The sequence below is a fragment of the Streptomyces luteogriseus genome (genome assembly GCF_014205055.1).
Classification (GTDB): domain Bacteria; phylum Actinomycetota; class Actinomycetes; order Streptomycetales; family Streptomycetaceae; genus Streptomyces; species Streptomyces luteogriseus.
Genome location: NZ_JACHMS010000001.1, coordinates 3,810,944 through 3,833,582, shown reverse-complemented (window position 1 = coordinate 3,833,582; position 22,639 = coordinate 3,810,944). Strand labels below are relative to the sequence as shown.

Genomic DNA, 22,639 nt, shown 5'->3' with positions numbered 1-22,639 from the left:
ACGCACGATCTTCTTGTGCTGACCACCGAAGCCCTGCGCGCGCATCTGGTGGGCGCTCGGCTCGCCGGGACCGTGGCGACCTCGCGGGAGGAGAGCCTGCGCCGTTACCGGCTCTTCGCCGCCCGGGACCCCCGGGTGCTGCTGGGTATCGATCCCGAAGGTGCCTGGGGACAGCGGGAGTTGATCGAGCTGATGGCGGACCGGTGTGGTGTTTCGGCCGATTCCCGGCTGGTTTCCGGCCAGGACGTGATCGATCCGGAGCGGACCCTGGCGGCTCTGGACGCCTTCGCGGAACGCCTCGCCGAAGCCGCCGGGCGCCGTGCTCCCGTACTCCTCGGGACCGGGCACCCGCACCGGCTGCTCGGTTTCTACGGCGCTCTGGCAGACGCTCTGTCGGCGGCCGGTTGTGCCGTTCTCACCCCGGCGCAGGGTCGTCGTGTCGACATAACGACCCGGTTCGGTCTACGCACGTACAACCTCGACTACGTACGAGGAGTCGCGCTGGTGCGGACCCCGGACGTGGAACGCCCCGGTTGTGAGCCCGGCGCACATACGCACTCACCTCTCCCGGTTCGTACCGTACTGGCCGCTTGTGCGGAGGCCGGCGGGCCCCTTCCCGAGCTGGTGATCGGGGACCACGGGTGGGTCTGCGGGGCAGGTCAGCTGGGGTTCGAGGCCATCGGGCCGGCCGATACGGACGACCCGGCGCTGTTCGTGGGGGAGGCCGAGGGGTCCGTGGCCGTGGCCGTTCCACTTGATGACGGCGTGCGGTCCGATTACTACCTGCCGCTTACCCGCTACGTACTCAATCGGGCGTGTCTGTCACAGTAGGTCGCCGATGGCTGCACCTCTTCCCCACTCGCATCACTGGCACCTACATTGGGGAGTGAGCACGCAGCGACGAAGAGTCACCGGAAGGGGAAGCCGGTGGCCGTCGAGTGCGGAAGGTTCAGGTGTGTCATGGCTGCAGCTGGCGAGAGGCCTCTGAACGAGGTTCAGTTCCTTACCGTGGCGGAAGTCGCCTCGGTGATGCGAGTGTCGAAGATGACCGTGTACCGGCTGGTGCACAGCGGTCATCTGCCCGCGATCCGTGTGGGGCGGTCATTCCGCGTCCCGGAGCAAGCGGTTCACGAGTACCTCCGCGAGAGTTACGTGGGGGTGGAAACCGCCTGACGACAGGGTCGGGGCGATCCCCACAGGGCACTCGGGATCCCCCCGGCCTCCTCGATTACGACCTCAGCGCTCGGACGGGTAGGCTGGCCCCTCGTAGGTCGTATGGGCCCATGGCGCCCAAACACCGAGTGATGAGAAGTGAGCGAGGGTAGTCGTGGGCTCTGTTATCAAGAAGCGGCGCAAGCGGATGGCGAAGAAGAAGCACCGCAAGCTGCTCAAGCGCACGCGCGTTCAGCGTCGCAACAAGAAGTAAGTTCGCGACGCGCGAGCCGCGAAAGCGTTGCTGTGGCCCCCCACCCACCGGTGGGGGGCCACACGCATATCCGTGTCAGGCCGGCGGCCGCGGCCCGGCGCTCCTGCGTCCGGCTGCTTCGGTCACTTCGCGCATCGGGCGGTCATCACAGCGCAACGACAACCCGCTAAGTTGGCCCCACGGGGGAACGCGGCGGGGGCAAGACGTTCTGGAAGGAAGGCGCTGATCTTGGGCAAGGTCGTGCTCGTGACCGGAGTGGCCCGCCAGCTGGGGGGCCGGTTCGTCCGGCGGATCCAGCGGGACCCCGAGGTGGACCGGGTCGTCGCCGTGGACGCGGTGCCGCCCGAGCACCATCTGGGCGGTGCGGACTTCATCCAGGCCGACATCCGGCAGCCCGGGATCGCGCGGGTGCTCGCGGAGACGGGCGCCGACACGATCGTCCACCTGGACGTGACGGGCACGCCCCTGGGCAGCGGCAACCGGGCCTCCCTGAAGGAGACCAACGTCATCGGCACCATGCAGCTGCTCGGTGCCTGCCAGAAGTCCCCGTCCGTGCAACGGCTGGTCGTGAAGTCCAGCACCAACGTCTACGGCTCCGCGCCCCGCGACCCGGCCGTGTTCACCGAGACGACCCCGCCCAAGTCCCTGCCCAGCGGCGGCTTCGCCAAGGACACCGTCGAGGTCGAGGGCTATGTCCGCGGCTTCGCGCGCCGTCGGCCCGACGTGGCCGTGTGCGTGCTGCGGTTCGCCAACATCCTGGGCCCGACCGCGGACACCCCGCTCGTCTCGTACTTCGCGCTGCCGGTCCTGCCGACGGTCTTCGGCTACGACCCGCGGCTGCAGTTCGTGCACGAGGACGATGTGGTCGAGGTGCTGCGGATCGGCTCGCACGAACCCCGGCGGGGCACGCTCAACAGCGGCACCTTCAACATCGCCGGCGACGGTGTGCTGCTGCTCTCCCAGTGCTCACGGCGCCTCGGGCGGCCCACCGTGCCCCTGCTGCTGCCGGCCGTCACCTGGGCGGGCTCGCTGGTGCGTACGCTGGGCATGACGGACTTCTCGCCCGAGCAGATCCGGCTGCTCACGCACGGCCGGGTGGTGGCCACGGGCCAGATGCGCGAGACGCTGGGATTCCAGCCCAAGTACACGACCGCGGAGACGTTCGCGGACTTCGCCCGCAGCCAGGGCCCCGGACTTCTTCCGCCGGAGGCCCTTGCGGGGGCCGTCGACCGGATCGCCGACTCGCCTCTCGCGGGCGGCGGACACTCCCCGACGCAGAGCGCCAACTGAGGAGCGCATCAACGATGGCGGACGCCAAGGTCATTCCGTTCGACGACGACCGGTCCCGGGGGAGCGCCGTGCAGCGTCCCCAGCGGCGCCGGGGTGCCGGGAACCGCCGCTCGGGCGCGGAGTCCGTGCCGGTACGTGAGGTGCAGCCCCTGCCCACCAGGGCTGTTCCGCAGGATGATGTTCCTGTGACTTCCGATGAACAGCCGCCGGAGCCTTCCCGGGACGGCGAGGGCGGGCTGGAACGGCGGATCGCGGGCGGCCTGGCCTTCCTGCGGCGCCGCCTCACCGGGGACTACGAGGTCGACGACTTCGGCTACGACGAGGAACTCACCGACCAGGTCCTGATGTCCCTGCTGCGCCCGCTGTACGACACGTACTTCCGGGTCGAGGTGAAGGGCATCGAGAACATCCCGTCCGAGGGCGGCGCCCTGATCGTCGCCAACCACTCGGGCACGCTGCCGATGGACGGCCTGATGATGCAGGTCGCCGTGCACGACAACCACCCGGCGGGCCGGCATCTGCGGCTCCTCGCCGCGGACCTGGTGTTCATGCTGCCGGTGGTCAACGAGCTGGCCCGCAAGCTGGGTCACACCCTGGCGTGTGCCGAGGACGCGTCCCGGCTGCTGGAGCAGGGCGAGCTGGTCGGGGTGATGCCGGAGGGCTTCAAGGGTCTCGGCAAGCCCTTCGCGGACCGCTACAAGCTCCAGCGCTTCGGCCGCGGCGGTTTCGTCTCGACGGCGCTGCGCGCGGGGACGCCGATCGTGCCCTGCTCGATCGTCGGGGCGGAGGAGATCTATCCGATGATCGGCAACGCCAAGACGGTCGCGCGGCTGCTGGGCTTCCCGTACTTCCCGATCACGCCCACGTTCCCGTGGCTCGGGCCACTCGGGGCGATCCCGCTGCCGACCAAGTGGACGATCCAGTTCGGTGAGCCCATCCCCACGGACGGCTATCCGCCGGAGGCGGCCGAGGACCCGATGCTGATGTTCAACCTGACCGACCAGGTCAGGGAGCAGATCCAGCACACGCTGTACAAGTTGCTGGTGCAGCGGCGGTCGGTGTTCTTCTGAGGTCGGTGTTCTTCTGAGGTCGGTGTTCTTCTGAGGTCGGTGGGCTGCTGAGCCCGCCGGCGTACGACGACGGGGGCGCCCCTTGCCGAAGGGGCGCCCCCGCTGTCGTATCTAGTCCGCGTCCTCGCTGTCGATGCCCAGGCCGGGCAGCAGACCGGGCAGGAGCGGCGGGAGCGTCACATCCGGCTCGGGGACGGGTGTGTTGCCTTCCGCCGACGGGGAGGTGCTCGTCTCGCCGTCCTTGTCCTTCGGCGGGTCGAGCAGGCCGCCGGTGTTGCCGCCGAGCAGGCCGTCACTGTCGCTGCCGGAGCCGGCCGAGCGGCTGGGGCTGCCACTGCCGGTGCGGCCCTCGTCGCTGTGCCTGCCGCCGCTGTCGCCGGGGCGGGCCGAGCGGTCGGTGCCGGAGGAGCCGCTGGGGGCCGACTCGGAAGCGCCTCGCCGCTTGCCGTCGCCGCCGCTGGTGGCCGGGGGCTCGGGCAGCAGGGACTGAAGCGGAGCGACGTCCTCGTCTATGGCGTCGAACACGGACGACACCTGCTCGCTGACGTCCCCGAGCTGGACGGGCAGTCGCTCGCGCAGCTCGCCCCAGGCCTCGCGGTGGGAGCTGGAGAACGCGGACAGGGCCTGGATGGGGCCCAGCGAGTCCGGGTCGCGCTCGTACGCCTCGCTCAGCAGCCGGTGGCCCTCCGACGCGTCGTGCCGCATGCCGGACAGGGCGCGGCGGATCTCGCCGAGGGACTCGTGATCCAGGGGGCCGCTGCGGCCGCGCTCCATCAGGCGGCGTGCTTCGCCGAGCCGGGTGGAGGCGTGGTCGAGGTAGACCCGGCCCCGCTCGTCAGAGCCGTCGGCAAGGCCGAGGGTGACGTCCTCGATGCCGCGCTTGAGGCCGTAGAGCGAGTCGCCGGGCAGGGCGTCCGAGCTGGCGGCGGAGACTCCGCCGAAGGCGCTCGCGGCCACTCCGACGCTGAGTCCGCCCGCGGTGAGGCCCTTGGCGAGCCGGGATCGCGGCCGGAACTTCTTCAGTGAACTCGCGCGGTGCGCGCCGCGAGCCCGGGATCGCTGCTCGGGGACCGCGCTGTCCGTCGCCCCGCCGCCCGCGGTGCCCTCCTGGAGCATGGCCTCGAAAGCCGCCACCAGCTGGGCCCGCTGGACGACCTTGACCTCCGGGTCGAGCTCCGGCTTGGGCAGCGCGCCGAGCCCCGAGGCGAGCGCCAGATGGCGGTCCTGCTCGCTCGGTTCCGAGGCTGCCGGGGCCGGTGCCGAACCTTCGGGCTGCTCGGCCGCCGTGCCCTGCTCGGGCTGCTCCTCCAGGGCCTGGGCGAAGGCGTTCGCCCGCCGGTGCGCCGATACGTTCGCGATCACTGGCGGCACCTCCTCTCGTCATGACGGTCGACTCCCCAGGGGGTCCTGAGGGTTGCACACCCTGACCACGACCACACGATCGAGTGATCGGAGTCGGCCAGGGGGTGACCACAGGGAGCCTGCATCCCGCACAACGAGCGGCGTGGCACTTGGGTTACGGACGTCGGCTGATCGGATGCCGAACCCAACGGGCCGTCACGGACCGTGAGTTGAATGTCGCCATGCGTGCGGGGCGGTCAGCGGGCGTCTTCCGGGAGGAGCCGGGCGAGGGTGCGGACGGCCCGGTACTGGAGGGTCTTGATGGCGCCCTCGTTCTTGCCCATCACCCGGGCGGTCTCGGCGACGGAGAGGCCCTGGAGGAAGCGGAGCGTCACACACTCCTGCTGTTGCGGGTTGAGCCGCCGTACGGCGTCGAGCAGGGCGGCGTTGGAGAGGGACTCCAGGACGGAGTCCTCGGGGGAGCGCTCGACCTCGTTGGCGTCGAGCATCTCGCCGGTGGTGACCTCGAGGCGGAAGCGGCTGGACTTGAAGTGGTCCGCGACGAGGTTGCGGGCGATGGTCACGAGCCAGGCGCCGAAGTCGCGGCCCTGCCAGGTGAAGGTGCCGATGCGGCGCAGGGCACGCAGAAAGGTCTCGCTGGTGAGGTCTTCGGCGGTCGCTTTTCCTCCGACCCGGTAGTAGATGTACCGGTAGACAGTGTCGCTGTACTGGTCGTAGAGGCGGCCGAAGGCGTCGGACTCGCCGGCCTGGGCACGCTCCACGAGGTCCATCATCCGGGCGCTGTCGCTGTCCGCGGCCGGCCGGCGCGCGGTGGCCGCCCCGGACGGGCGGCCTCGTCTGCCGACCGCGGCGCTGCCGTCGGCCAGTGCGTAGCACGGGCCGACGGGCGCGGCGGTGGCGAATGCGGGGACGGCGTACGCGGTGGGGACGAAGCCGCGCAACAGGTCTTGGACCGTTGCGCGCAGCGTAGCCAGGCCCGAGGCGTCAACCCCGACGTGTGGGTACACGGGACTCCCAGAGGCAGAGCTTCCATCACGTGCAGTGCGGGACCTTTCACCCGTCGTAGCGACGGAGGGGTACCGGTTTGCGTCTGAGGAGAATAACGCTTCGTGCAGGCGCTGCTACACCGAGTTGCTCAAATCATCGATTACGTCGCTTCCGTAACCGATTGACGCCGCATCAAGTGCCGCAGGGTGAGCGGTTGTTGATCGAAAAGGTTCGGATTGCGGCTGAGCCCGGGGCGTGTTGTGGCCGTGTCCAGCCAAGAGGACTGCATACGGGGTTGTGGGGGTACGCCAGTTGGATTTACGGCGATTGTCAGGCCGTAAACGATGGTGTCCCGGTTTGATCGGATGGTCAGCGGCGTCGGCGGTGCATGGCGATGGCGGCCGCGGTGCCGCCGGCGACCGCACCGACGCCCGCCGCGGCCGGGATGCCGACCTTGGCGGCCTTGCGGCCCGTGCGGTAGTCGCGCAGGCGCCAGTCCAGCCGGCGGGCGTGCTTGCGCAGCTTGCTGTCCGGGTTGATGGCGTAGGGGTGGCCGACCAGGGAGAGCATCGGGATGTCGTTGTGCGAGTCGCTGTAGGCGGCGCAGCGGCCGAGGTCCAGGCCCTCGGCGGCGGCCAGGGCGCGGACGGCCTCGGCCTTCGCGGGCCCGTGCAGCGGTTCGCCGACGAGTTTGCCGGTGTAGACGCCGTCGACGGACTCGGCGACCGTGCCCAGGGCGCCGGTCAGGCCGAGGCGGCGGGCGATGACCGTGGCGATCTCGACGGGGGCGGCCGTGACCAGCCACACCTTCTGGCCGGCGTCCAGGTGGGCCTGGGCGAGGGCGCGGGTGCCGGGCCAGATGCGCTCGGCCATGTACTCGTCGTAGATCTCCTCGCCGATCGACTGGAGTTCGGCGACGCGGTGGCCCTGGACGATCGAGAGGGCCGAGTCGCGGGCCTCCTGCATGTGTTCGGGGTCCTCGACCCCGGCGAGGCGGAACCACGCCTGCTGCCAGGCGAACTTCGCGAGGTCGCGCGTCTCGAAGAACTTCCGTTTGTACAGGCCGCGTCCGAAGTGGAAGAGGGCCGCGCCCTGCATGACGGTGTTGTCCAGGTCGAAGAAGGCGGCGGCCTGGTCGTCGCCGTGCACCGGGAACTGCGGTTCCTCGGTCGTGCCGGCGGCTTCCTGCGTGGACTTGCGGGCTGCCTCCGCCGAGGCCTCGCCTGCCAAAACGCTCCGCGCCGTGGCGGAGCGCCTACGGGGGGTGAGCCATCCTAGAGCGGCCATGGCGTGAGCATAGCCAGTTTGTTCGGGGGTTCCGGAGTCGGAAGGTTGGGAGCCTGTGAACTCTCGGCGAGCGTGTCGTCAAAGACGCCGCGCGGGACGGGGTGCGGTCGGCGCGTCCCCTGGAGCTTTCGCGGGTGTTCCGCCCGGGCGTGGCCGCGCGACAATGGCCGACATGAGTCCCCTCTTCCGTCGCAGGCCCCCTCGGGACCGGCTCGTCACCCTGATCCGCAAGCCCGGCTGTCATCTGTGTGATGACGCACAGGTCGTTGTGGAGAAGGTGTGCGGTGATCTCGGAGTCCCCTGGGAGCAGAAGGACATCACCGAGGATCGGGAACTGCACGACCAGTACTGGGAGCAGATCCCGGTGGTGCTGGTGGATGGCAGGCAGCACACGTTCTGGCGCGTGAACGAGGACCGTCTGCGCAAGGCGCTGGCCGACTGATCCCGCCATGCTCCCGCCCGGGGGGCGACTGACCGATCAGTCCAAAGCGGCCGTCGAGTCGCTTAGGATCGATGGTGACTTGGTCTCGGGGGCGGGATTCACTGAGGAGAGTGTGCGGTTTTGCCCCCGAAAGACAAGGAACGGTGGTGCGTATGCGCCGGTTCCCTGCGCGTGCGCCGGGGGCGCGTGACCCCGGTCACGTTGGCCGGGCAAATCGGACACCATCTTTGTGCACGCGTTCACAAAGACATAGCCTGCATTCGACGGGGCGGTCATGTAGGGACGTATGACCGCCTACAGCCCCGCTCTACCCGCAGGAGCACCGTGGCAACTGGCCGAACTCACCGACCGGCGACCCGCAGCCGAGGGATTCCCGAGGCCACCGTCGCCCGGCTTCCGCTGTACCTCCGCGCTCTGACCGCGTTGTCGGAGCGCTCGGTGCCCACGGTCTCCTCCGAGGAGCTCGCGGCCGCGGCGGGAGTCAACTCCGCGAAGCTGCGCAAGGACTTCTCCTACCTCGGGTCGTACGGGACCAGGGGTGTCGGCTACGACGTCGAGTATCTCGTGTACCAGATCTCCCGCGAACTGGGGCTCACCCAGGACTGGCCGGTTGTGATCGTCGGTATCGGCAACCTCGGCGCCGCCCTCGCCAACTACGGCGGGTTCGCCTCCCGCGGATTCCGGGTCGCCGCGCTGATCGACGCCGACCCGGCCATGGCCGGCAAGCCCGTCGCCGGGATCCCGGTGCAGCACGCCGACGACCTGGAGAAGATCATCCAGGACAACGGTGTGTCCATCGGTGTCATCGCCACCCCCGCCGGTGCCGCCCAGGCGGTCTGCGACCGGCTCGTGGCCGCCGGTGTCACCTCCATCCTGAACTTCGCGCCGACCGTGCTGTCCGTCCCCGAGGGCGTCGACGTGCGCAAGGTCGACCTCTCCATCGAGCTGCAGATCCTCGCCTTCCACGAGCAGCGCAAGGCCGGGGAGGAGGCCGCCGCGTCCGACGGTGGCGTCCCCACCGCCGCCGCGCGCAGCGACTCCACCGACCAGGGGCCCGACGGGGACATGCCCGCCGTGATGCCGGCATGAGCCTCCTCGTCGTCGGACTCAGCCACCGCAGCGCCCCGGTCAGCGTGCTGGAGCGGGCCGCGCTGAGCGCGGACGCGCAGGTCAAGCTGCTCCAGGACACGGTCGCCGCCGAACCGGCCACCGAGGCCGCGGTGCTCGCCACCTGCAACCGCATCGAGCTCTACGCCGACGTGGACAAGTTCCACGCCGGTGTCGCCGAGCTGTCCACGCTGCTCGCCCAGCACAGTGGCGTCGGCCTGGAGGAGCTCACTCCTTATCTCTACGTGCACTACGAGGACCGGGCCGTCCACCATCTGTTCTCGGTGGCCTGCGGGCTGGACTCGATGGTCGTCGGCGAGGGGCAGATCCTCGGCCAGATCAAGGACTCCCTGGCCCGGGCCCAGGACCTGCACTCCGCCGGCCGGCTCCTGAACGACCTGTTCCAGCAGGCCCTGCGGGTCGGCAAGCGCGCTCACTCCGAGACCGGCATCGACCGCGCCGGCCAGTCCCTGGTCACCTTCGGCCTGGAGCAGCTGGCCCGGGGCGGGGACGTACAGCAGTGGGCGCGGGGCAAGAAGGCCCTGGTCATCGGGGCCGGGTCGATGTCCTCCCTGGCCGCCGCCACGCTCGCGCGGGCCGGGGTCGCCGAGATCGTCGTCGCCAACCGCACCCTGGACCGCGCCGAGCGGCTCGCCCAGATCCTCATGGACGGCGACGACACGGACGTGGCGGCCCGCGCGGTACCGATGGAGTCGGTGCCGGGCGAGCTGACACGTGCCGACGTCACCGTCTCCTGCACCGGTGCGACGGGCCTGGTCCTGACGGCCGAGTCGGTCGCCGAGGCGGTCGAGGGCCGTACGCCCGCGCCGGCCGCCGGGCCCGGCGAGGACGGACCGGGGGCGCCGGGCGGCGAGCCCGGCCCCGCGGCCGGTTCCGGGGCGCAGCGCAGCGGTCCGTCGGGCACCGGTCTCGGCAGCGAGGACGGCTGCCCGCTGGAGCTGTCCTCGGTGCAGGGCACCGCCGGATTCTCCGTGCAGGGCGAGGCCGCCGTGGCCGGGATGGCCGCCGCCGACCTCGAACAGCACGCGGCGTGGGTGGACAACGGCTCGGTGGGCGGCGCCCAGCGGGCGGCGGGCGGTACGGCGCGGCAGGGGCAGACCGGCACGCTCGACCCGGCCGCGGACACCGACGCCATCGCCGCGCTCGCCGCGACCGTCGCCACCGTCGGGCGGATCCCCGAGCGGCGCCGGCCCGAGCCGGTCGAGGAGCCGCAGCGGCCCGAGCCCGTGCTGTTCCTGCTGGACCTGGCGATGCCGCGCGACATCGACGCGGCCGTGCACCGGCTGGCCGGGGTACGGCTGGTGGACATCGAGTCGCTGGCGGAGGCCTCCGCGGGCGCTCCGATGGCTGCCGATGTGGACCAGGTACGGCGTATCGTCTCCGACGAGGTCGCGGCCTTCGGGGCAGCACTGCGGGCCGCGCACATCACACCGACCGTGGTCGCTCTGCGCACCATGGCCGCCGATGTCGTGGCCGGCGAGATCGCCCGGCTGGACGGTCGGCTGCCCGGTCTCGACGACAAGCACCGAGCGGAGATCACCCAGACCGTGCGGCGCGTGGTCGACAAACTGCTTCACGCGCCGACCGTGCGGGTCAAGCAACTCGCGGCCGAACCCGGCGGCGCCGGGTACGCGGACGCGCTGCGGACCCTGTTCGACCTCGACCCCGAGACGGTGGCCGCCGTCTCCCGGGCCGAGGACAGCACCACTGAGAAAGACCGAGGGCCGGCATGACTGATACGCGTGAGCCACTGAGGCTCGGTACCAGGCGCAGCAGGCTCGCCATGGCCCAGTCCGGGCAGGTGGCGGAAGCCGTGAGCCGGGTGACCGGGCGGCCCGTCGAGCTCGTCGAGATCACCACGTACGGCGACGTCTCGCGCGAGGCGCTGGCCCAGATCGGCGGCACCGGCGTGTTCGTGACCGCCCTGCGCGACGCGCTCCTCAAGGGCGAGGTCGACTTCGCGGTGCACTCGCTGAAGGACCTGCCGACCACGCAGCCCGACGACCTGGTCGTGGCCGCCGTGCCGGTGCGCGAGGACCCGCGGGACGTGATCGTCGCCCGGGACGCGCTGAAGTTCACCGACCTGCCCTCCGGGGCCCGCATCGGTACGGGTTCGCCGCGCCGCATGGCGCAGCTCAACGCGTACGCCCGCAGCCACGGCCTGGACATAGCGACGGTCCCGATCCGCGGCAACGTCGACACCCGCATCGGGTTCGTACGCAGCGGTGAGCTCGACGCCGTCGTGCTGGCCGCCGCCGGACTGAACCGGATCGGCCGCGGCGACGAAGTGACCGACTTCCTGTCGGTCGACACGGTTTTGCCCGCCCCCGGCCAGGGGGCCCTGGCGATCGAGTGCACCGCGGGCAACGCGGACCTCATCGCCGCGCTCGGCGAGCTCGACGACCCGTTCACGCGGATCGCCGTAACGGCCGAGCGATCACTGCTCGCCGCCCTGGAAGCCGGTTGCAGTGCCCCTGTGGGGGCGCTGGCCGACTTGCTGGCCGACGGGCAGATTGTCAAGGAAATGCGCCTGCGCGCCGTCGTCGGGACCACCGACGGCACGCGCATGGTGCAGCTGTCCACCACCGGTCCCGTGCCCGAGACGCACGACGGGGCAATGGCGCTCGGTCGCGAACTCGCGGCCGAGATGCTCGCCCAGGGCGCGGCCGGTCTGATGGGGGAGCGAGCACAGTGAGCCCCACCACCCTTTCCGCCGGTCCTGAACACGGGCACGTCACCTTCCTGGGTGCCGGACCCGGAGATCCGGGACTGCTGACTCTGCGCGCCGTGGAGGCGCTGGCGAGCGCCGACGTCCTTGTCGCCGAGCACGAGGTGCTCGACGTCGTACGTCAGCACGCCAGGCAGGGCGTGTCCGAAGTGCACACGGACCCGGATCCTTCCCAGGATCCGGCGCCGGGCACAGGAGCGCCCCAGCTGACGGTAGTTGACGGCACGTCAACCACCGTCGCCGCCCCCGCGGTGCGGGATGCCGCACATCTTGTCATGGAGGCCGCACGGGGCGGCAGGCGGGTCGTGCGTGCGGTGTCCGGGGACCCGGGCCTCGACACCTACGCCGCCGAGGAGATGCTGGCGTGCGCCGCCGCCGGGGTGCCCTTCGAGGTCGTCCCCGGCATCGCGAGCGCCGTCGGTGTGCCCGCGTACGCCGGTGTGCCGCTGCGCGACGCGCAGGGCGCGGACGTGCGGTTCGTGGACGCGCGGACGGCGTCGGACCGGTGCTGGACGGAGGTCGGGGCGTCGGACGGCACGGTCGTCGTGTCCACGACGCTGGACTCCGTCGCCGCGGCTGCCGGTGAGCTCGTCTCCGCCGGGCGCAAGCCGGACACCCCGATGACGGTCACCGTCGCCGGCACCACCACCCGGCAGCGCACCTGGACCGCCACGCTCGGCACGATCGCGCAGACGCTGAAGCAGCTCAAGGTGCTGCCCTCGCCCGAGGGCGGCCGGCCGGTGATAGCCGTGGTCGGTGAGCGTTCCGCCGCCGCCCAGCGCGACCAGCTCGCGTGGTTCGAGTCCAAGCCGCTGTTCGGCTGGAAGGTGCTCGTGCCGCGGACCAAGGAGCAGGCGGCGTCGCTCTCCGACCAACTGCGGTCGTACGGGGCCGTGCCGCACGAGGTGCCGACGATCGCCGTCGAGCCGCCGCGCACGCCCCAGCAGATGGAGCGCGCGGTCAAGGGGCTCGTCACGGGCCGCTACGAGTGGATCGCCTTCACCTCGGTGAACGCGGTCAAGGCCGTGCGGGAGAAGTTCGAGGAGTACGGGCTCGACGCGCGTGCCTTCGCGGGCATCAAGGTCGCGGCCGTCGGCGAGCAGACGGCGAAGGCGCTGATCGCGTTCGGCGTGAAGCCGGACCTGGTGCCGAGCGGTGAGCAGTCGGCCGCGGGTCTGCTGGAGGACTGGCCGCCCTACGACCCGGTCTTCGACCCGATCGACAGAGTGTTCCTGCCGCGTGCCGACATCGCCACGGAGACGCTGGTCGCCGGGCTGATCGAGCTCGGCTGGGAGGTCGACGACGTCACGGCCTACCGGACCGTTCGGGCCTCGCCGCCGCCGGCGGAGACACGTGAGGCGATCAAGGGCGGGGGCTTCGACGCCGTTCTCTTCACCTCGTCGTCCACCGTGCGGAACCTGGTCGGCATCGCCGGCAAGCCGCACAACGTCACGGTGATCGCGTGTATCGGCCCGGCCACGGCGAAGACCGCCGAGGAGCACGGGCTCCGGGTGGACGTCATGGCTCCCGAGCCGTCCGTCCACAAGCTGGCCGAAGCCCTGGCCGACTTCGGCGCGAAGCGCCGGGCGTCGGCGGTGGAGGCCGGCGACCCGGTGACGCGGCCGAGTGAGCGGCGGCCGGGGGCGCGGCGGCGGCGTTCGACGACCTGACCTTCTGCGCATACCGGCTCAGGGGTGCCCGCTTTCTCGGGCACCCCTGAGCCGGTTCTGTCACAGGACACGGGCACCTGTGAAGCGCGTGCCGCGGTCATGGTGCCGGAGGATGCGGGCCTGACCGGTCCGGGAAGTCCGCGTCGGGTGCCCGGCCCGGCCTCGAGGTCCTCGACGGCCCGGCGTGACGGGAACGGGTCCCGGTGGCAGCCACCGGGACCCGTTCCGAGGGCCGGATCGTCAGACCAGGCCCACCGACACGAAGCCGCCGCCCGCGGCGACCGCGAAGGCGAGTCCGCGTCGGCCCGCGGTGACCGCGCCGGGGTTGCCCCGGGTCATCAGCACGAGCACGGCGTTCGCGGCGAACGCCGGGAGCAGGACGCCGAACAGGGCGAACGTACCGACCGACTTGAGGGTCAGCTCGACCGGTGCGGCGACCGCACCCGCGACCATCGCGGCCGCGGCGATCGCGTACAGCGTCCCCGAGGCGAGCGTGATGTCGTCCCTCTTCAGCGGAGCGGGACCGCGCCCCCTGGAGTGGTTCCAGTGGCGCCGCTCGGTGCCGACCCGCGCCAGCACCAAGATCACCACCTCGACCGCCAGGGCGATCACGGCGACATGCTCGATCGTCAATGCACTCACCTCACTTGCTGCACGCGGACGAGATGGCGGAGATGCCGATGAACGCCTTCACGGCCTCGCGCTCCTTGGAACCGACGTGCTTGCCGTTGACGAAGCGCCAGATGATGTTCGCCGTCTTCTTCGCGCCGTACCGCTTGAACAGCGCCACCGCGCGGGCGACCTTGATGCTGGAACCGGCCGGCGCGAAGCTGATCAGGACGGCGGCGACGGCGGCACTGCACTTGACGACGAACTTCGTCTGGTCCCACCACCCCATCGCAGCCATCATGGGCTTCTTCCCGCCGGGGGCGGGAGCGGCGGAGGCGGGGGCGAGCTGGGCCAGGGCGGCGGCGCGTACCTCCTCCTTGGCGAAGACGGGCAGCAGCGCGGCCTGGGCCTCGCCGTCCCCGGGATAGGCGGCCTGCGCGAGCTGTTCGGCGGTCGGCTGCGCCGGTAGCGCGGCGAGGCGCGTGCGCAGGGCCTCCGCATCCGGAGCCGGCCTGGTCAGGGCCACTTCCAGTGCGGCGGCGAACTGGTCCTCGGTGACGCCGAGTTCGGCTATCCCCTCAGCGAGCGCCGCACCCTGTGCCTGCTCCGCCGCGGTGAACTCCGGGACGTCGACGGCCGAGGTACTGCTCGCCGAGACGGTCCGCTGTGCCGCGGGGTCCGCGGCCTGGGCGCCGGTGGCGGTCGCGAAGAGGGCGCCCGCGGTGACGGCGGCGACGATCATGGCGCTGGCGCGCCGGGTGGCACCGCGTCGCTCGGTGTACTTGCTGATTCCGGCAGTCATGCCAGATTCCCCCTGCTTTATTCAGTTGAGAGGCGATATCCACCTCCGTGGTCGGTACGAACGTAGCTACCGGCCGGTAGCAAAGTAAAGGATCTTGAGCAGGATCAGAGCCTTCTTCAGGTGCGGCGATGCCGCTGCTCGGCGCGGAGTGGCGGGCGGCGAACTGACGGCGTGGCGCGCGGCGAGCGCGCCGGCGTGGTCCTGAAGGGTGGAGGCGAAGGAGACGGAGCGGTCGCTGTGGCCGGGCGCGGCGCTGTGCACGGTGTGATTCCCCCGGTGGCGTGATCGCGCCGGAGGAGGACGGTGCTCACACTGTGTGGCCGAAGCGCAGGAGACCGGACGGGTCGTAGCTCTCCTTGACCCTGCGCAGCCGTTCGTGGACCTCCGGGGTCCATGCCCGGGCCCGGTCGGCCGCGTCGCCCGGGGTGCCGTGGATGTTGACCATGGTGCGGCCCGTTCCGTACGGGGCCATGGCCGTGTAGAGGCGGCGTGTCGCCTGTTCCACGGCCTCGGCGACGGGTGGGGCGGGCATGATGCCGACCGACTCCATGAAGTAGCGGGCGTCGCGGGAGCAGACGGCGTCCTCGACGGCGGGCGGGCGGGACAGTGCGCCGCCCATGTGCCGCACGGAGGCTACGAGGAGCGGGTGCTCGACGCCTGCTGCGGGGCCGACCTGCTCCAGGAACGTGCCCATGGCGTCGGGGGTCAGGTCGCGCAGGAGCATGCAGCACTCGCGTGCCGGAAGCGGGTCCTGGGGCTCCATGTGGATGCGGTCCAGATCCGCGTAGTCCATCTCCTCGATCGTGTCGACGGCCACGGGTGCGGCTTCGCGCAGCGGCGCGATCAGGGCTTCGCCCTCGGCCGGGGCGCCCGGCCACGCGATCGCGACCCGGGCCCAGAAGCCGCCGCGCAGGGGCTCCGGGATCTGGGGGATCGGCGGCAGCCGCAGGACCGAGAACATGCTGCACATCTCGTCCGGGACGGTGCGGGTCCAGTCCGTCCAGGTCCGCAGCAGCGTCTCCGTGTGTTCGGCGTGGCAGTGGATGCCGCCGCCGTAGAGCCGGGGCAGGGGCAGCAGTTCGGTGACGAGCGAGGTGACGATGCCGACGTTGCCCTTGCCGCCGCGCAGCGCCCAGAACAGTTCCGGTTCGTGCCGGGGGTCCGCCTCGCGCAGGTGCCCGTCCGGGGTGACGACCTGGAGGGAGCGGACCAGGTCGGCGGCGTAGCCGTAGGCCCGGCCGAGGACCGGGAGTCCGCCGCCGAGGGCGTAGCCGACGACGCCCGCGTCCGTGGAGGTGCCGCACAGGCCCGCCAGGCCGTACGGGGCGGCCGCGGCCATGACGTGGCTCCACTTGGCGCCCGCGGCGATGGTGGCGGTGCGGGTGGTGGGGTCGACCTGGACGTCCGTCATACGGGACGTGTTGATCAGCAGGCCGTGTTCGATCGGGAAGTTGGCGCCGTGGCCGGTGGCCTGGACGGCGACGGGGGTGCGGGTGGCGTGTGCCCAGCGCATGGCGGTGACGACGTCGTCGGGGCCGGTGGCGCCTATGGCCACGTCCGGGGTGTGCAGGGAGGCCAGGTTGAAGCCGGTTACCTCGTCGGCGTAGGCGCGTTCGCCGGGGCGTAGGACGGGGCCGTGGATCTCCGAGAGGGCGAAGAGGCCGGGGATTTGGTGGGGGGCTGTCATCGCGTCCTCCGTGGGGGTGTACGGAGGGACGGCGGCGGTGTGGGGGCCGTCGGGGTCCTTGTTGTTTCAGGATGGACCTGGGGGGTGTCGGGCGCATTGCGGGGCGGTGGGCTGCGGGGTGCTCGGCGTGGGGGCTGTGGGCGGGGCGTTTCGCAGCCCGGCGGAGCGGGGTGCCGCTCTCTTTGGGTCGGGGGCCGCCCCTAGCGGCACGCATGCCCGCAGCGGGGGGCCGACAGGGCGTCGGTATCGGGGGGTTTGGGGCGGGCGTAGCGTAGGGGCATGACGACGTACGGATCATTTCCCGGTACTCGGCCGCGGCGGTTGCGGACCAACCCCGTGATGCGTCGGATGGTCGCCGAGACCCGGCTCCACCCCGCCGATCTCATTCTTCCGGCCTTCGTGCGGGAGGGCGTCAGCGAGCCCGTGCCGATCACCGCCATGCCGGGGGTCGTGCAGCACACCCGGGACAGTCTGAAGAAGGCCGCCGCGGAGGCGGTCGCGGCGGGGATCTCCGGGATCATGCTGTTCGGCGTGCCGGAGGAGTCGAAGAAGGACGCGCTCGGCACGCCGGGGACCGACCCGGACGGGATCCTCCAGGTCGCCCTGCGGGACGTGCGGGCCGAGGTCGGCGACGACCTGCTCGTCATGTCCGACCTGTGCCTCGACGAGACCACCGACCACGGGCACTGCGGCGTCCTCGACGCGCAGGGGCGGGTCGACAACGACGCGACCCTGGAGCGGTACGCCGAGATGGCCCAGGTACAGGCCGACGCCGGCGCCCACGTCGTCGGGCCCAGCGGGATGATGGACGGGCAGGTCGGGGTCATCCGCGACGCCCTCGACCAGATCGGGCGGGAGGACGTCGCCATCCTCGCCTACACCGTGAAGTACGCCTCCGCCTTCTACGGGCCCTTCAGGGAGGCCGTCGGCTCGTCCCTGCGAGGGGACCGGAAGACGTACCAGCAGGATCCCGCGAATGTGCGTGAGTCGCTGCGCGAGCTCGCCCTCGACCTGGAGGAGGGCGCCGACATGGTGATGGTCAAGCCGGCCGGGCCCTACCTGGACATCCTCGCCCGGGTCGCGGACGCCGTGGACGTGCCCGTCGCCGCCTATCAGATCTCCGGCGAGTACTCGATGATCGAGGCCGCCGCCGAGAAGGGCTGGATCGACCGGGACCGGGCGATCATGGAGGCCCTGACCGGCATCCGCCGGGCCGGTGCGCGGAGCATCCTCACCTACTGGGCCACCGAGGTGGCCCAGAAGCTCAAGGATCAGTAGGGGACGCTCAGTAGGTCAGCGCGTCGTCCATGTCGCGCAGCCAGTAGGTGACCGCCAGCGTGCTGTCGTAGTACACGCCCTTGGCCGGCAGGGCCGGGAGCGCCGAGGGGCCGCCGTCGCTGTTCGGCGTGCGGCCCTGGAAGCCGACCGTGAGCTTGTGGCTGGTCGTGCCCCACTCGCCGCTGCCGTCGGCCGCCGACAGCGAGACGCCCGCGTAGCCGGACTCGCCGGGGGCCAGTGTCGTCACCGCCTGCGGCTTGGAGTCCTTGATCGGCCGCGGGACCCACTGCATCTCGTCGAAGCGCAGCACCGGGTAGTAGGTGAGGTCGCACGTCTTCGAGCCGGTGTTCTTCACCGTGAGCAGCATGTGGTTGAGGGGGCGGCGGACCGGCTGGGCGGTGACGGTGGTGTTGGAGCCGTTGCAGGAGACGCGGGGTGCCGTGGTGCCCTTCGCGGCCTTGTCGCCCTTGGTGGGCTTGTCGCCCTCGGCGGGCTGCGTGCCCGTCGTCCCGGACGTGCCTTGTGTGCCGGTTGCCCCGGACGTGCCCTGCGTATCCGTCGTGCCGCCCGTTCCCTTCCCGCTGCCCCCGTCCTCGGCCGGGTGCGTGGCCGTGGCGGTCGCCGAAGCCGGGTCGGCGTGCGCCGCGCCTTCGTCCTTGGTGCCCGTGCCGTTCTGACAGGCCGTCAGAGCGAGGGCGGCCAGGAGGGCGATGGGGAGGGCGTGGTACTTGCGCATATCTTGCGTTTCCTTTCGGACAAAGGCAGTGGGGAAGCGGGACCGGGCGGGTCGCGCCGCCGGTGGGCCGGGAGCGGCGTGCTTGGATGACCAGAGCTTGTGCGGTGGTCCGTCCCGGCCGCCAGACCCGGCGGAGGATCAGGGACGTTGGAACGCCCGCACATGCTGTGACCAGGGAGAACAGTCATTCCCTGGAACGGGGGAACGGGACACGGGGCATGGAGGAGCGGTGTCGGAAGGCACGACCGCGGCGGCATTCGCCGCGCTGTTGGGGGAGTTGAAGGAGCGCTCGGGGCTGAGCTACGGGGTGCTCGCCAAGCGGCTCCACATGAGCACGTCGACGCTGCACCGGTACTGCAACGGGGATGCCCTGCCGACCGATTACGCGCCGGTGGAACGGCTCGCCCGGCTGTGCAAGGCGTCGCCGGAGGAACTCGTCGAGCTGCACCGTCGGTGGGTACTGGCGGATGCGGGGCGGGTGCGCAAGGGGAGTGGCGGTAAGGGGAACGGCGGTACGGGGAACGGCGGTACGGGGGGTGCGGGATCGGGGGGCCCGGCTGCAGGGAGTGGCGCTTCGGAAGTGACCTCCCCGGAGGGGGCATCTGCGGAGGTGAGCTCTCCGGAAGCGGCTTCCGCGCAGGTGCCCCCGGCAGACGTGACGTCGACAGCGGCGCATGCGAAGGCCGGCGTACCCGAACCGTCGGAGCCCGCAGGCCGCCCACGCCCCCGTCGCGCCCTGTTCGTCGGTGTCGCCACGGCCGTGGTCCTCGGCGGGGTCGGTCTCGCCGTGGCCGTTCCCTCCGGTGGGTCGGACGACGAGGGGCGGCGTGGCACGGCGGCGGCCTCCGGCGGTGGCGGCGGGCAGGCGGGGAAGGACACGGCGGCGTCCGTGTCGCCGTCGGCCGGTTCGTCGTCCGCGGACAACAAGGACAAGGACAAGGGGAAGAACAAGGCCGGGAAGGGCAAGGGAGAGGGGCCTGCCGCCGCGTCTCCCACCTCGGCGTCACCCGGCACGGGCACGGGCACCGGCACCGGACCCGGCGCCGGCCGCCCCGGACGGGACACCGCCCCCGCCTCCGCTCCCCTCACAGTGGACACGGAGCCGCACGCCTGGGAAAGTCCCTGCTCCCAGCGCTACTTGATCAATCTGCCGCCGGGACGGGTCGGGCCGCCGCCGCCGGAGCAGGACGCGCCCGGCTGGGTCGCGGCGAACGGGGCGGTGCCGTCGGGGGAGCAGTTCCTGAAGCTGACCGTGCAGGGGAAGGGCCAGGAGACCGTGGTCGTCAAGCGGCTGACGGTCCGTATGGCGGGGAAGCGTGCGCCGCTCGCCTGGAACGACTACGCCATGGGGTATCCGGGCGTCGGCTGCGGCGGTGGTGTGCCGACCCGGTTCTTCACCGTCGCCCTCGACGCCGCGCGCCCGGGAGTCGTGCCCGAGGCGGGGCACGCGAACTTCCCCTTCAAGGTGAGTGAGAGCGACCCGGAGGTGTACTACATCCGGGCCGACGCCTCCGCGTACGACGTCAGCTGGTACCTGGAGCTGGCCTGGTCCAGCGGCGACCGGACGGGCACGCTGACCGTGGACGACCACGGCCGGCCCTTCCGCACGAGCGGAAACAACGGGCGCCCGGCCTACGAGTTCCCGCTGGGCGGCGAGAAGTGGGTCAAGGAAGGGACCACGCGGTAGCCGGCCCCGGACGAGCGTGCGGGCACCACCAACTCGGCGGATTCGTTAGGTTGTTGACCGCCGCAGTTGTTGCTGATTGAACAAGCTACTCTCAGGGAGAGGTCCATGTCCGGTGACGCCCTCAGCCAGGATCCCGCCGAGCTGCAGAGGAGGATCGACAGCAGCAAGGCGCACCCGGCCCGGGTCTACGACGTCTTCCTGGGCGGCAAGGACCACTACCCCGCCGACCGTGACGCGGCCGCCGCCGCGCTGGCCGCCAACCCGCGCGGGTACCTCGACGTACGGCACAACCGCGACTTCCTCCGGCGTGCGGTGACCACGCTCGTGGAGCAGGAGGGCATCCGGCAGTTCCTGGACATCGGGACCGGGCTGCCCACCGCCGAGAACGTGCACCAGATCGCGCAGCGGATCACGCCCGAGTCGCGGGTCGTGTACGTCGACAACGACCCCGTGGTGCTCGCGCACGCCCGTGCCCTGCTGACCAGCGGCCCCGAGGGGTGTACGGACTACATCGACGCCGATCTGCGCGACCCGGCCCGCATCCTCGAACAGGCCGCCAAGACCCTGGACTTCGACCGGCCGGTCGCGCTCTGCCTGGTCGCGGTCCTGCACTTCGTCGCGGACGAGGAGGCGTATCCGCTGGTGCGCGGGCTGCTCGACGAACTGCCCCCCGGCAGCCGGCTGGTGCTGAGCCACCTCACCGAGGACCTGAACCCCGAGAACATCCGCGCGGTTCAGCGGACCTACACCGAGCGCGGGTTCACCTTCGTGCTGCGGTCCCGCGCCGACGTCGAGCGGTTCTTCACGGACAGCGCTCTGGAGATCGCCGACCCGGGGATCGTCCCGGCGCACCGCTGGCGGCCCGACCACGCCGCCCCCGTCCCCGAGCAGCCGGAGGAGCCCTTCCTCGCCGGGCTGGAGGAGATCGAGAAGGTGCGCTACCGCGACATCAACGACGTGACGGACGCGGACATCAACGTGTACGCGGCGATCGGCGCCAAGGCGTGAGCCACGGGTTCCCGCCGCGGTGACCGGCGCCAAGGCGTGAGCCACGGGTTCCCGCCACGGTGACCGGCGCAAGGGGTGGGCCACCGGGCCCGCTGTGGTGACCGGCGGGGCGTCCGGATCCCGGAAACCTGCTTGTAGACGGCACGTACTTCCTTAGGCTGCGGGGCACCAGGCGTCATCGCAGCCGAAGGAGCCCTGTCATGACCGTCGCCGAGCCCCTGCCCACCCACTCTCCGGTGCCGCCCCTGGCCGCGCGGGCGCGGGCCGTCGGCGGCTCCCCCGTACGGGACATCCTCGCCGTCACCGCCCGCCCCGAGGTGATCAACTTCGCGGGCGGGCTCCCGGCACCGGAGCTGTTCGACGCCGAGGGAATCGCCGCCGCGTACGAGGCGGTGCTCGCCGAAGCGCCCGCGCGGGCGTTGCAGTACTCCACGACCGAGGGCGAACCCGCGCTGCGGGACGCGCTCGCCGCCCGGACCACCGCGCGTGGCCTGCCGACCGGCCCCGACGACCTGCTCGTCACCACCGGCTCCCAGCAGGCCCTCTCCCTCCTCGCCACCGCGCTCCTCGAACCCGGGGACACCGTCCTCGTCGAGAGCCCCTGCTATCTGGCGGCACTCCAGGCCTTCGGCTTCGCCGGAGCGCGGATCGTGCCCGTGCCCGGTGACGAGCACGGCGTCGACCCCGCGGCGCTGGAGGAACTCGTCGTGCGCGAGCGGCCCAAGCTGCTCTACACCGTGCCCACCTTCCAGAACCCCACCGGCCGGACGCTGCCCGCCGAGCGGCGCGCCGCCGTGGCCGCCGTCGCCGCCCGGCGCGGACTGTGGATCGTCGAGGACGACCCCTACGGGGAGTTGCGCTACGACGGTGAACGTGTGCCGTGGATCGCCGCCCACCCGGGCGCCGAGGACCGGACGGTGCTGCTCGGCAGCTTCTCCAAGGTCATGGCGCCCGGGCTGCGGCTGGGCTGGCTGCGGGCACCCGCGGAGCTGCGGCGTGCCTGTGCCGTCGCCAAGCAGGCCGCCGACCTGCACACCCCGACCGTCAACCAGCTCGCCGCGGCCCGCTACCTCGCCGACAACGACCTGGACGCCCATGTGGCCCGCGTCGCCGGCGTGTACCGAGACCGCCGCGACGCGATGCTCTCCGGGCTCGCCGGTGCGCTGCCCGAGGGGTCGGTCTGGAACCGGCCCGAGGGCGGCATGTTTCTCTGGGCGCGCCTGCCGGAGCCGTACGACACCACGGACCTGCTGCCGCGGGTGGTCCGGCAGAACGTGGCCTACGTCCCCGGCGCCCCGTTCTACGCGGGCACGCCCGACCGGACCACCCTGCGGCTGTGCTTCGTGACCCAGACACCGGAGGAGATCGGGGAGGGGCTGCGCAGGCTGGGGGAGGGGCTGCGGGACGACTCCACCGGGGCGTGAGGGGCCGGGGCGGCCGGC

General features: G+C 71.7%; 22 protein-coding genes. 14 read left to right on the top strand and 8 right to left on the bottom strand.

The window, feature by feature from the left end:
* Window positions 1-15 precede the first annotated feature (15 nt).
* From BJ965_RS16650 to BJ965_RS16630, 5 genes are all read left to right on the top strand, one after another.
* Entirely contained in the window at window positions 16-831 is an 816-nt protein-coding gene (locus BJ965_RS16650) for a phosphatase (RefSeq protein WP_184909395.1), read from the top strand.
* Window positions 832-960: 129 nt separating this feature from the next.
* Window positions 961-1,173 (top strand): helix-turn-helix domain-containing protein, encoded by a 213-nt coding sequence (locus tag BJ965_RS16645; protein ID WP_004984898.1) that lies wholly within the window; start codon window positions 961-963, stop codon window positions 1,171-1,173.
* Between the two features lie 154 nt (window positions 1,174-1,327).
* Complete coding sequence (locus tag BJ965_RS16640) at window positions 1,328-1,426, top strand: 30S ribosomal protein bS22 (protein ID WP_003948845.1); 99 nt, start codon at window positions 1,328-1,330, stop codon at window positions 1,424-1,426.
* A 228-nt stretch (window positions 1,427-1,654) separates the two neighbouring features.
* Window positions 1,655-2,716 carry an NAD-dependent epimerase/dehydratase family protein gene (locus BJ965_RS16635; RefSeq protein WP_184909394.1) on the top strand — a complete coding sequence of 354 codons (1,062 nt, stop codon included), beginning with the start codon at window positions 1,655-1,657 and terminating at the stop codon, window positions 2,714-2,716.
* Window positions 2,717-2,730: 14 nt separating this feature from the next.
* Window positions 2,731-3,786, top strand: a complete 1,056-nt coding sequence (locus BJ965_RS16630) for a lysophospholipid acyltransferase family protein (protein WP_184909393.1) — start codon at window positions 2,731-2,733, stop codon at window positions 3,784-3,786.
* Window positions 3,787-3,897: 111 nt separating this feature from the next.
* Here BJ965_RS16630 and BJ965_RS16625 read toward each other — a convergent pair whose 3' ends face one another.
* The 3 genes from BJ965_RS16625 to BJ965_RS16615 all read right to left on the bottom strand — a co-directional run bounded on the left by BJ965_RS16625 (window position 3,898) and on the right by BJ965_RS16615 (window position 7,422).
* Window positions 3,898-5,148, bottom strand: coding sequence for a DUF5667 domain-containing protein (locus BJ965_RS16625; RefSeq protein WP_184909392.1), 1,251 nt, complete (start codon window positions 5,146-5,148; stop codon window positions 3,898-3,900).
* A 236-nt stretch (window positions 5,149-5,384) separates the two neighbouring features.
* Window positions 5,385-6,155 (bottom strand): ECF subfamily RNA polymerase sigma factor, BldN family, encoded by a 771-nt coding sequence (locus tag BJ965_RS16620; RefSeq protein WP_030840376.1) that lies wholly within the window; start codon window positions 6,153-6,155, stop codon window positions 5,385-5,387.
* A 349-nt stretch (window positions 6,156-6,504) separates the two neighbouring features.
* Entirely contained in the window at window positions 6,505-7,422 is a 918-nt protein-coding gene (locus tag BJ965_RS16615; protein ID WP_184909391.1) for an HAD family hydrolase, read from the bottom strand.
* Window positions 7,423-7,585: 163 nt separating this feature from the next.
* Between BJ965_RS16615 and BJ965_RS16610 the strand changes: the two genes are divergently transcribed.
* From BJ965_RS16610 to BJ965_RS16590, 5 genes are all read left to right on the top strand, one after another.
* Window positions 7,586-7,864, top strand: a complete 279-nt coding sequence (locus BJ965_RS16610; protein ID WP_184909390.1) for a glutaredoxin family protein — start codon at window positions 7,586-7,588, stop codon at window positions 7,862-7,864.
* 324 nt (window positions 7,865-8,188) lie between these two features.
* Window positions 8,189-8,953 (top strand): redox-sensing transcriptional repressor Rex, encoded by a 765-nt coding sequence (locus BJ965_RS16605; protein WP_030840369.1) that lies wholly within the window; start codon window positions 8,189-8,191, stop codon window positions 8,951-8,953.
* Window positions 8,950-10,725, top strand: coding sequence for a glutamyl-tRNA reductase (locus BJ965_RS16600; RefSeq protein WP_184909389.1), 1,776 nt, complete (start codon window positions 8,950-8,952; stop codon window positions 10,723-10,725). Before BJ965_RS16605 ends, BJ965_RS16600 begins: the two co-directional genes overlap by 4 nt.
* Window positions 10,722-11,687: a hydroxymethylbilane synthase gene (gene hemC, locus BJ965_RS16595; protein ID WP_184909388.1), complete on the top strand. Its 966-nt coding sequence runs from the start codon at window positions 10,722-10,724 to the stop codon at window positions 11,685-11,687. Before BJ965_RS16600 ends, hemC begins: the two co-directional genes overlap by 4 nt.
* Window positions 11,684-13,390 carry a bifunctional uroporphyrinogen-III C-methyltransferase/uroporphyrinogen-III synthase gene (locus BJ965_RS16590; RefSeq protein WP_184909387.1) on the top strand — a complete coding sequence of 569 codons (1,707 nt, stop codon included), beginning with the start codon at window positions 11,684-11,686 and terminating at the stop codon, window positions 13,388-13,390. The genes hemC and BJ965_RS16590 overlap by 4 nt, the downstream gene beginning before the upstream one ends.
* 240 nt (window positions 13,391-13,630) lie before the next feature.
* On the opposite strand, the gene BJ965_RS16585 is transcribed toward BJ965_RS16590, so the two are convergent.
* The 4 genes from BJ965_RS16585 to BJ965_RS16570 all read right to left on the bottom strand — a co-directional run bounded on the left by BJ965_RS16585 (window position 13,631) and on the right by BJ965_RS16570 (window position 16,488).
* Window positions 13,631-14,032 carry a hypothetical protein gene (locus tag BJ965_RS16585; RefSeq protein WP_313666902.1) on the bottom strand — a complete coding sequence of 134 codons (402 nt, stop codon included), beginning with the start codon at window positions 14,030-14,032 and terminating at the stop codon, window positions 13,631-13,633.
* Between the two features lies 1 nt (window position 14,033).
* Window positions 14,034-14,801, bottom strand: a complete 768-nt coding sequence (locus BJ965_RS16580; RefSeq protein ID WP_184909385.1) for a hypothetical protein — start codon at window positions 14,799-14,801, stop codon at window positions 14,034-14,036.
* Between the two features lie 66 nt (window positions 14,802-14,867).
* Entirely contained in the window at window positions 14,868-15,062 is a 195-nt protein-coding gene (locus tag BJ965_RS16575; protein WP_184909384.1) for a hypothetical protein, read from the bottom strand.
* A gap of 46 nt (window positions 15,063-15,108) precedes the next feature.
* Window positions 15,109-16,488 carry an FAD-binding oxidoreductase gene (locus tag BJ965_RS16570; protein ID WP_184909383.1) on the bottom strand — a complete coding sequence of 460 codons (1,380 nt, stop codon included), beginning with the start codon at window positions 16,486-16,488 and terminating at the stop codon, window positions 15,109-15,111.
* 279 nt (window positions 16,489-16,767) lie between these two features.
* Between BJ965_RS16570 and hemB the strand changes: the two genes are divergently transcribed.
* A complete protein-coding gene (gene hemB / locus BJ965_RS16565) occupies window positions 16,768-17,766 on the top strand; it encodes a porphobilinogen synthase (RefSeq protein WP_184909382.1) in 999 nt (332 codons plus the stop codon).
* Between the two features lie 7 nt (window positions 17,767-17,773).
* On the opposite strand, the gene BJ965_RS16560 is transcribed toward hemB, so the two are convergent.
* On the bottom strand, window positions 17,774-18,502 hold the full coding sequence (locus BJ965_RS16560; protein ID WP_184909381.1) for a DUF4232 domain-containing protein: 729 nt from the start codon (window positions 18,500-18,502) through the stop codon (window positions 17,774-17,776).
* Between the two features lie 229 nt (window positions 18,503-18,731).
* On the opposite strand from BJ965_RS16560, the gene BJ965_RS16555 reads away from it, so the two are divergent.
* From BJ965_RS16555 to BJ965_RS16545, 3 genes are all read left to right on the top strand, one after another.
* Window positions 18,732-20,189, top strand: coding sequence for a helix-turn-helix domain-containing protein (locus BJ965_RS16555; protein WP_184909380.1), 1,458 nt, complete (start codon window positions 18,732-18,734; stop codon window positions 20,187-20,189).
* Window positions 20,190-20,294: 105 nt separating this feature from the next.
* Window positions 20,295-21,197 (top strand): SAM-dependent methyltransferase, encoded by a 903-nt coding sequence (locus BJ965_RS16550; protein ID WP_184909379.1) that lies wholly within the window; start codon window positions 20,295-20,297, stop codon window positions 21,195-21,197.
* A gap of 200 nt (window positions 21,198-21,397) precedes the next feature.
* Window positions 21,398-22,621: an aminotransferase-like domain-containing protein gene (locus BJ965_RS16545; protein WP_184909378.1), complete on the top strand. Its 1,224-nt coding sequence runs from the start codon at window positions 21,398-21,400 to the stop codon at window positions 22,619-22,621.
* Window positions 22,622-22,639: the final 18 nt, after the last annotated feature.